Source organism: Roseicyclus mahoneyensis (assembly GCF_003148775.1).
Classification (GTDB): domain Bacteria; phylum Pseudomonadota; class Alphaproteobacteria; order Rhodobacterales; family Rhodobacteraceae; genus Roseicyclus; species Roseicyclus mahoneyensis.
The window spans coordinates 1-9,838 of the sequence record NZ_QGGW01000021.1 but is presented as its reverse complement, the minus strand read 5'-3'; the positions used below and the strand labels follow the sequence as shown (position 1 = coordinate 9,838).

The following is a 9,838-nucleotide window of genomic DNA, read 5'->3' as shown; positions in this document are numbered from 1 at the left end:
ACAACCACCAGCGGCCCCATGCCGCCCATGGCGGACAGCCGCCCGCCGTGGTCTACTTCAACGCAACCCAAACCGATCAGCAGGTCCAGGCAGTAGCTTAAATCACCCTCGGAATCTGTCCAAGAGTTGGGGAGTAGCTCAAACCGTTGGATTGTAATCCTGTGTCGCCTCCAGAATGTAGAGCAGGTCGTTGGTGTCGTGCTGAGCCACACGCTTGAGCAACTGTCCGTAGTACCGGTCTGCACTGCGCTGATCTGGCGCCAGATCCATGAGTTGCTGCACACTCTGGGCCATCAATGTCAGCAGCGGAGCAGTGTATAGATAGCTATTAGGCCGTTGTTCATAATCGCCGTTCACCCATGCAGGATCATGGCGTATTGCCTCGATCATCATCCGTCGCCCAATCCAGTTGCGCCCTCCAAGCGGCAGCGGATAGGCTCCAATGGGCACAAGTCGCGCCGCCGACTCCGGGTACATCTGCCCCCAGACCCACGTTAACATCGCCCCCAGCGATGTTCCCATAACCAGTTGCAAGCGATTAACTTTTAATCCTTGCGTCACCAGAAGGTGCGCGGCGGCGGCCATGTCCCGGCAGCGATAGCGAGGAAACCTTGTGCGTAGCCCGTCGCTGGGTTTGCTCGATTGACCGTGGCCGATCAGGTCAGGCGCGATGATGAAGTAGCGTCCCGCATCCAGCACCTGGCCGGGCCCAAACAGGCTCCTCTCGAGCGCACCTGTGACCCATTGCATCCGGTTACTGGTCGACGAATGCAACAACAGTACAGCGTTGCAGATCTGCCCTGCCGCATCATACGCGGGTGTTCCCAGCGTTGTGTAGTGCAGCCGCAACTCATCAATACGCTCGCCCGAGGCAAAGGCAAAATTCTTGATCGTGCAGACGCCGTCCTGTCGCCTTAGGCTAGGCCGTGAAGTCTCGGTCTTCTCTGGTGGCTGCATGCCAATTCCTCGGTACATATCATTGTCTAGCACTCATGGCTCATGCTTCTAGTTCAAATGCTGCTGCGCCAATGCCTTGAGTTCATCGTTGAAAAACCAGTGCGCATGATAAACAGGGGCACTCTGCCAGCCTCGATGCTGCTTGTGCTTTGCAACGAGTCCCGAGTCCAACTTGCCAATCCCGTGTTCCAGCGCATACTCGATAGGCCGATAGCAAATCAAATCCAACTGCATGCTATCGAGTTTCGTCATCTCACTGGCCTGAAGAATATAGAGCGTTTGCTCAGCTGCCGCACACAGTTGCAAGTTGCCGGCCACAAATCGTGCCCCATCAAAATAACCCATCAACAACGCGTCTAACGGCATCAAACGGGCTATGGCCTCATAAATGGGAGCAGGGAGCCACGGTGTGCCGCCGTAACGCTCACATACCCGGCGATGCCCCTCGTAATAATCTGTCAGGATTTCATCCGTCAGTTCAAAACTTTTCAACACCCTGAAAGCTAGACCATGGGCTTCTGCCTGTCGGCGTTCTTTATGCAGCTGGTAGCGTTTGCGTTTGTGCAGCTGCGCAACATAGTCTGCCCAATCATTGAAACCCGTGTTCGTCCACATCGAATGCCGTTCACCAGCGACCAGCGCGCCCTGCCCCTGACAAAGCCGTGCGGTCGCATTGTCGATGTGCAAGATATTGAGAACCGATTGCTGTTCCGCACGCTGCCCAAGCTGAAGCAGCCCCTTGATAAGTGCTGCCCTCAAAGGCGTCTCAGCAAATCCCCTGCGCACCAACAGCTTTCGGCCCGTCACTGGAAAGAACGGTACGCCCACTTGAAACTTTGGCCACTTGAAGAAGCCTGCGTCTAACCCGGCCCTCAGCCAGTGAACCTCAGGGCCATATTCGCGCAATGTACCCCACTTGAGCATCGCAGGAGCGCAAGCAACCAGGCCGTGTGTGGCATCCATCAACAGAATATGGCGCGGCAGCACGCCGCGGTCAGCCCCGAGAGCGCCGGACGTTTCAAGCGCCTTCAGAAAAGCGTGCTGGACAAAGGGGTGCCCGGCCGCACAGGCATCCCAAGCATCCGCGTCCACCGCCTCGATAGTATTGATAACCCTCAGCTCAAGCGCCATCAATGGCACCAGTGTTTCTGACGCCCTGCATGGCATCCGTCTCGACATTGCGGCGCCATGCCCTCAGAAAATCGCGCAGCTTTGTTTCTGCCGACGCATCAAGGGGGCACCCCTGCGGAAAGGACATTAGCGCCCCATCTGTTTCATTGAGACTGGTGATACGATCAAAGGGCAGACCGGTCTGTATGAACTCATCGTCCTGAACAATCAAGACCAAGGCATCGATACCCGAAGAGAGAATAAGGGCACAACAACGGGCATGCAGGCCCACTAACGGCATCATCTGCGGCTCACCGTTCGGCATCCATACCTGTTCAGCACCAACAAGCGCAGCGCGCATTCCAGCATCTACTAGCTGCTTCCAGGTCTCTTTGGCTATTTTCAGAGCCTCGACGCCGCCCACATGCACATGGATGGGAATGCGACCGCCATTTCTTATAAGCGTCCTTAAAAACGACGGTATCCGTGAACGCGAAATCTCTCCGCCTCCAAGCAGCGGCGCATAATTGACCTCATTGATGATGGAGCCGTTGGCGTACCAGGGTTCTTTGATATCCTGGCTGATGATATCCACCCCGGCCACTTCCAACCCAAAGAGTTGTACCGCCTCGATAGCCACCCTCACATTCTCTGGGTTTATCGCATTCGTGACCTCTTCATCTACGCCACCCCAAGCCGTGGTCTCGATGCGACGAAGCGCCACGAACCGCCCTGCCTCCGGCACCGAATTTGATGTCCACCCCTGGCGACGCAGCATGTAAGTTGCCATGTCATCCAAGGGACGGATCCCGGAGCGCTTCCACGGCGGAAGTCGGTCTTGTACCTCACACTCCGCCGCTACCAAGTCCTCAATGCGTGACCACCCGTCTGCATAGACCCCGATGGGAAGCCTCCGCACAGCATAAAGAAGCCTGCCATCAACAATGAAAAGGCGATGGCAGACTCCCGGAACCTGCTGCTCAACCAGCACAGACTTACCAGGAGACCGTTTATGCGCCTCGTTAAATGCAGCCTCGAGATTTTCGGCTCTGACATCGACCGTGACACCTTCACCCCGTTCAAGATCGGTTGGTTTGATCACGACCGGAAAGCCAATGCGCTCGGCACCTTGCTTTGCTTGCTCAAGCGACGTGACACGCACGTGCCTCGGAGCTGGCAGACCGCCTAGGCGTAGAAGTTGCGCTGTCAGCATCTTGTTCTGTGTCCAGCGCATTCCAAGCGCACTATCGTGATCTGTTGTGCTGCGGTCAATCCTACGCCCGGTGCTGCCCATGCCCAGTTGAAATACGCCGCCCGGGAGCGCAAAGCATGGGATATCGAACCGATGAGCGACGCGCAAAACTTCAAATGTCGATTTGCCATTTGGCATGGCCTTGGCAAAGACACACCTGACATCTGTTTCGATAATCTGGAAGAATCGATCACGGTCTTCGCGTGATTCAGGATTAGCTCTCCCTGCCCAACCCGCTAATTTGAACGCAACCTTGAGCACCCCCTCCACGACGGTGCGCGACACACGTTCCGTTTCGGAAAAATGACAAATTGCTTGCCAGCCTTTCGTCCGATCAGGCTCCGGCACGCAAGATTGCACCTTCAGGGTTTCAAAAACAGGGATGCGCAGTACATGTAAAAGGCCCATTGCCAGTCTCAGAACCACGTCGAGCCACTGCTGCCCTTCATTGACCAAAGCAACAGAGCGTTGCTCTGGCATCTCGAGGGCAAGGTCGTCATCCAGCACGCTGAGCCAGAAAAGAACGACGTCTTTCCTGGCTCCTGGAGGGAGCTTGAACGTGATGCTCATCGTGTTGCTGGAGCTTCCACCGCTTGCATTGAAAGAGGCGCCAGCATTACGATCAGTAACCGTGCTTTCCCCCCACTTCTGGCGAAGTATCTGCTGAACGACCTCGCCTTGCACCTTTCCGTGCTCGTTACGTGGGATGCACTCAACAAAAACCACATCATGTAATGTGTATCGACCGATCTGATCGCGCACCTGCTGAACCAGAGCTCTTGCATCGCACTTGGCTTCAGGTTCTCTTACCACCAAGGCAACTGGAACTTCTTGCGCATGTGGATGACGCAAAGGTTTAACGAGGGCGTCCGACACACCAGCTATCTCACGCAAACATGCCTCAACCTCCACAGGATAAACGTTGACCCCGCTGACAATCATCATGTCATCGGCACGGCCCCGATGGACCAGCTGCCCATCGGCTGTCAGGTGGCCCACATCGCCGGGATAAAACCAGCCATCTCTGAAAGCCTTATGGGTAGCTTCAGGATCGTTCAGATAACCTGTGACCATGGTTGGCGAGGCGACGCGCACCAGACCATCTACTCCATAGGGTAGAACCGCACCGTCTTGATCAACTATTTCAATCTCAAACCCTTTTACCGGATATCCCACTCCTTCTGGCACCGAGAGCACGCCATCCAAGCGCGTTATGCTTCCTATACCTGTTTCGTTCGTACCCCAAAGCACGAATAATTTCTCATTAAGTTGTGCGATAACTCGTTCCCTCAGCGCCATCGATACAGGCGCACCGGCTACCATTAATGCGCTGATTTTTTCAAAAGATTTTATGGCATCTTGCGAAAGGGTACTAAAGACTGCCTCCAGGTGAAAAGGCGTACAATACAGGGCAGTCACATGACCCTTATGAACCGCAGTGCTGCAGTCAACAAGATCGGGCCGATTAAAGTAAATGCCCGCACCCAACGATATCGCCTCAAGCATTCTTGATTTGGCGCTGGAAAAATTAACTCCAATTAGGGAAAAAAGAACATCATCCTGCCCATAAGGCAATCGAGGCGTTGTTAATTGGATACGCGAAATTTGTTGTTTTTGAGTAATTGGAAAAATCTTGGGCCGTCCAGTCGATCCTGACCCACTCAAATATATCCAAGGCTGATCAGCATCAATGGCCACCGGCGCCCACAGGGTATCGCTTTCGTGATTACGAATTGCCGACCAACCAATTTGCTTGACGCCTTTTGCCACTGCGTCATCGTCCGAAAGCAACCAGGTGCAGCGAGTCTGTGCAAGCAAACGCTCACGCTGTGCAATCGGCATGGAGCGCGGAATACTGAAAACTATGGCCCCAATGTGCGCCATAGCCAACGTGGCCAACCAATGATCCAGCGGATCATCCAGCATTACAGCTATGACATGTCCTGCGCGGACACCGGCGTATTGCAGGCCCCCTGCGGCCAGCGCGACCATTGAGCCAAATTTAGCATATGACAGGTCACCCGAAGCACGACGTATCGCCAAAGCTTCAGGTCTGCGTTCGACTTGATCAAACAGGATCGATGTAACGTTCATAGCGTTCAGTTGAACCGAAGAAGCTCCTCGATCTTTTCCGCGTTCGACTCTTGCTTCGGCAGCATGTGCGATTTCCCAATCGGCCCCTGACGGAAGTTGGCCCAGGACAGCAGCGAGGCATAGATCAAAGGCAAGGCGCCGGAAGCGCGCAGCTTGTTGAAAGTAATGTCTTCTAGCTTGTTGAGCGCCGCCTCATCGATCACGCGCAGACCGGTGACCTGACGGTCCTCTTTGCCCTCCACCTTGATCCGAATCGCACGTTCAATGAGCAAGCCCGCGGCATCAATTGCCTGGACGAGGCGTTGTGTTACACCTGCACGCAATTGCAGCGTGTTAAGCAACTGGGTCTTTTGTTGCGAAAGCGCGCTGAGCGTGCCGTCATCCTCAAAGACTGGTTCCCCCTCAAGCCGGCTAATCATCGGCGAGTCGACATCGATCAGTATCGCAAAACGAGCGTCTCTATCAGCCATTGGCACTTCATCGGCCGGCGCCACAGGGATACGCGTGATCGCCAGAGGATAATGCCGGATATGCGCCGGGATGTAGGCCGCACGCCAGCCGCCCGTGGGGCTGACATAGGCATTGGAACCGCTCTGCACACCCATCAATGCCACCGGCAGTGCACTGCCGGTGGGGAAAATAATCGGATATTCGCGCGCAACATCTGCGATCTCATCGATCACGATCGGAGCCACCAGCTCCGCCCGCGCAAAGGAATAATCTGGGTTCAGTTGAAACCGAAAGTCCGCATGTTGTGAGAATTTAAGCGGAACGAGAGTTTTGAACATGGCTCTACTCCTATTTTATATTGCGCAGGACATCGGAGCGCCCACCTTCCGAGCGACCGCAACAAGCTCGGACGCTGGATAAACCATATCCCCCGACGCGTCGAACGGGTAAAAGATACTTCCCTGAACTAGTTCGATGGCGTTCATACCATTATTGCGGCTGCGAGCACATAAGGTTCCGCAACAGTATAATCGACGACATAACCCAAATCCTCCATAGCGCCGATAGTGATCGCTGAGAGATAATTCTCACCCGAGTTCAGATAGCCCGTCATGATCTCACGACCCAAAATATCTTCATCCCAGTGGTAATAGGCCGTTCCCGCTCCACCCTCTGTTTCCAGGGGAATGTAATTTGTTTGACCGCCTGCAGCGATGAACTCACGAACGGCGTTAGCGCCTGTATATAATGCACCCGATGTCAAACCAAAACTGGACCAGAGTAACCCAAATCCCAGCACATGCGCGATTTCATGGATTGCGACATCAATTGCTTCTGAAAGTGGCATGCTGGCCAAGTCGACCTCGTCAAAGACCATGTAACCCTTATAAGGCAGTCCCCCGTCGCTTGATGACCGAAGGTGGGTCACAGATGCATAGCCGAGAACGCCGCCTCTGCCATCGATATGCTCCACAGTGACGTCAATCCACAGGTCATCGATGCTGCCGACATCGGGTAGATCGCCGATGATGACACGCTCCCAGACCGCAACAGCTGCCTCAAAAATGCTTAGGTAATTGCTGTCCCCTGAATAGTTCAGAACGATGTCAAAACCCGTCGTGATTGGCGGCAAAGCAAAGCTGATAACATTCGCATTGGGTAGGCCTGCAATGTCCGTGATCGCATATTGCTTCACAGACAATGCGGATTGCGAGGTCAGCACGCTGCTCGACCCAAGCGTCAGAGAGAATTCCGAGGCTCGGCCATTCACGGCGTTGTGCGCTGTCAGTGTGGCATTGCCGAGGCTGCCGTTGGAGACAGCAAAATCCGAGGGCGTAAAACTAGACACATTGATGGCGCTGTTGAAGCGCAGCGTGACCGTATCTCCGGCCGTATAGCTGTTCGAGCCATCTGCGTCCGTGAAACGAACAGGATCGATTGAGGCAGACGCCAAACCGGCGTTGGTCTCACGCAGATTGACCGTAATCTGCGTGGACACCCCCAGACTTCCCGGCAGTGTTGGGTCGAAAACAGTGATGGTGACATCAAGGTTTGGGTTCAAGTCATATTCGGGCAAAACGCCTGCCTTCAGGTAAAGCCGTCCGGACAAAACCTCGAAGAGGTTCGCATCTGCGCCTGATAGAGAGAAGATGTTGGATCCCAAAGCATCGTCCACAACGATCAGATCCGCAATCAACAGGCGCGTGGAAAGTACCTGGTTTTCGAAGGCGGACGTGACTGTATTCGCCAGCGAGAGCGCCGTCGGCGCCTCATTCACATCAATTACTTGCAGATTGACCGCGCGGCTCAGGAAAAGTCCGCCCAAATCCGTAGCGGTAATGGTGAGCGCGATCGTACTTTCGGCTTCAAAGTCGAGGCTCACTCCATCGGCCAGCACGATCGTGTTGCCAGCAACCACAAAGCGGTCATCGGACAAGGTGATCATATGCGTATCTCCGGGGTCCACATCAACCACGGAGAAGGTCGCCACAATCAAATCGCGGACATTCTCGGGCACGGCATTGAGCGACACTTCAATGTCCGAGGGAGCATCATTCTCGCCTGCAACCCGCTCCGCTACCTTGAAGGACAAGGTCTCGTTGATCTCAGGTAGCAGCACCTCATCAAGATAGGTCATTACTTCCGGGGTTTTGGCCTCCAGTGCCAGCGTAAGACCCGATGGCAGAGTTTTGACGGCGATTATTCGCTGCAACAACTCCGCGTCGACCATGTCTGCAAGCGTGATGTTCAGGATGCCCGAACCACCAGATGAGACGGTACCACTGAGTTCCTCGAGCTGTTGAACTGAGATCGCCAAGGCCGAATTCAGTAAGATATCCTGGACATTGAACAGTTGTGCCGCCGTTAAATCCAGCGTGCCGTCGCTGATTATGATACGCCCCCCGTGCAGGTTGATTACGCTTCCCGCGTCCAGCACAACACCGTAGTTGTCAGACGGCATGTCAAAGAAGAGATCATGACCGCTAAGGCTTACGGCCAATGCGACAGTCTCGATTGGCGCGGCATCATCCAAGCCGGATAACAGCCAGAGCGGTCCATCGACAATGACGTCCTTAAAAGAACCGTCAGATGAGAAGTCAGCGAGAGGCGCCGCAATGAAATGCCCGTCCTCAACCGTTATAGACCGCAGCACTTCGACGACCAGATCGCCCTGATATAACGCCGGCGTTATGGCCAGATCGCCAGACGCCCGTGCGGGATCAATCCGAAACATCGTAAGCGCAAAGCCATCGACAACTTGAATCAGAAGAACACTTGAATGCTTCACGGTCACGTCGCCAGTCTCGGTCGCTGAGATTTCTGGATTTGGTGCTCCACCACCGCCGCCGCCGCCACAGGCAGAAAGTAATAGGCCAACTGTGTTAAGCGCGAGACCATATTTTAAACGTTGGGCCGCCGAAGATTGCGACATCATCGTGCTAGCCCTAAATCCAAAACGTCCATTATAAAGCAATCCGAGTTGCCTATCAGTCGGGAGAATGAAAGGGATGTCAAACTGGTTCATGTATCACACCCGCTTATGGGCAGGGATATATTCAGTAAGCCACGACCCACTGGGACTGACATAAGCGTTGGACTCCTTTTGCACCCCCATTAGCGCCACAAGCAGCGCACTGCCCACCCGGACGGTGATCGAATACTGGTGCGCCACATCCGCGATCTCATCGATCACGATTAGAGACACCAGTTCCGAACGCAAGAAGGAATAATCCTGCTTCGGCAGAAGCCGAAAATCTGCAAGGTCTACGAATTTCAGCGACGCTGGAGTTTTGAACATTGATCTTCTCTTTTTTAATAGTGCATTAAAGCGCCAGTTTTGCGATCCCCCGCAACATGCATGGACAGCGCATAGAGCATCTCCACCAACACTTCGAACGCCTAAAAGGAACGAAGTCAAGGGCAGCTCCCCCAATTTTACGGAGCTGCAAAAAAAGAGATCTCTCGGCAAGCTGCAGGGTCCGATTCTTACGGCCGCCCCCTGGTCGAACGCGATTGATATCCAGAAAATCCTTTGGTTCAATATCAAACACATCCCAATCGCAAAATTGAAGATTGCCCTCTCACGAGTTAATGCCATCCACCTTTGCCCACTTTACCACTGATTGATAGGACTTTCTTAACTGATTACGACTGAGGTCAATGGGGTGGACAAAGACTATCACTCTATCTGCTACAACCTGAAGGTGACCGAGCCGAGTCAACCACCAGTCTATAGCTAGGCTCCAGACTCATTGATCATCAAAGCCAGAAGATGACGGTGGCGGCGAGGGCGACGGCTGAGAGGAAGGTCTTGGCGCACCTGTCGTAGCGGGTAGCGATCCGGCGCTAGTCCTTCAGGCTGCCGAACATGATCTCGATCTGAGCTACCCCCCGAAAATTGGACAGTGACGGAAGCTACGATCTGAGGTCTGCTGATCCCCAAGACGAGGAGATCAGAATATGTCGAAACGCAGG

General features: G+C 54.2%; 6 protein-coding genes and 1 pseudogene. All 7 read right to left on the bottom strand.

Features of this window, described 5'->3' with window-relative positions:
- Positions 1–138: 138 nt before the first annotated feature.
- Entirely contained in the window at positions 139–957 is an 819-nt protein-coding gene (locus C7455_RS19590; protein WP_170119170.1) for an alpha/beta fold hydrolase, read from the bottom strand.
- A 48-nt stretch (positions 958–1,005) separates the two neighbouring features.
- Positions 1,006–2,088 carry a GNAT family N-acetyltransferase gene (locus tag C7455_RS19585; RefSeq protein ID WP_170119169.1) on the bottom strand — a complete coding sequence of 361 codons (1,083 nt, stop codon included), beginning with the start codon at positions 2,086–2,088 and terminating at the stop codon, positions 1,006–1,008.
- Positions 2,078–5,413, bottom strand: a complete 3,336-nt coding sequence (locus C7455_RS19580) for an AMP-binding protein (protein WP_109671133.1) — start codon at positions 5,411–5,413, stop codon at positions 2,078–2,080. The genes C7455_RS19585 and C7455_RS19580 overlap by 11 nt, the downstream gene beginning before the upstream one ends.
- A gap of 5 nt (positions 5,414–5,418) precedes the next feature.
- The gene (locus C7455_RS19575) at positions 5,419–6,201 is read right to left on the bottom strand and encodes a SapC family protein (protein WP_109671131.1); all 783 of its coding nucleotides are present in this window, start codon (positions 6,199–6,201) and stop codon (positions 5,419–5,421) included.
- A gap of 143 nt (positions 6,202–6,344) precedes the next feature.
- Entirely contained in the window at positions 6,345–8,888 is a 2,544-nt protein-coding gene (locus C7455_RS19570; protein WP_109671130.1) for a leishmanolysin-related zinc metalloendopeptidase, read from the bottom strand.
- Between the two features lie 3 nt (positions 8,889–8,891).
- A complete protein-coding gene (locus tag C7455_RS20290; RefSeq protein WP_170119168.1) occupies positions 8,892–9,161 on the bottom strand; it encodes a SapC family protein in 270 nt (89 codons plus the stop codon).
- A gap of 461 nt (positions 9,162–9,622) precedes the next feature.
- Positions 9,623–9,745, bottom strand: a pseudogene (locus C7455_RS19560) (transposase); the annotation flags it as partial.
- Positions 9,746–9,838: the final 93 nt, after the last annotated feature.

What these genes read in the sequence shown, in the direction of transcription:
- C7455_RS19575 (WP_109671131.1), bottom strand. Translation starts at nt 6,201, where the DNA reads ATGTTCAAAACTCTCGTTCCGCTTAAATTCTCACAACATGCGGACTTT.
- C7455_RS19585 (WP_170119169.1), bottom strand. Translation starts at nt 2,088, where the DNA reads ATGGCGCTTGAGCTGAGGGTTATCAATACTATCGAGGCGGTGGACGCG.
- C7455_RS20290 (WP_170119168.1), bottom strand. Translation starts at nt 9,161, where the DNA reads ATGTTCAAAACTCCAGCGTCGCTGAAATTCGTAGACCTTGCAGATTTT.
- C7455_RS19580 (WP_109671133.1), bottom strand. Translation starts at nt 5,413, where the DNA reads ATGAACGTTACATCGATCCTGTTTGATCAAGTCGAACGCAGACCTGAA.
- C7455_RS19590 (WP_170119170.1), bottom strand. Translation starts at nt 957, where the DNA reads ATGCAGCCACCAGAGAAGACCGAGACTTCACGGCCTAGCCTAAGGCGA.
- C7455_RS19570 (WP_109671130.1), bottom strand. Translation starts at nt 8,888, where the DNA reads ATGAACCAGTTTGACATCCCTTTCATTCTCCCGACTGATAGGCAACTC.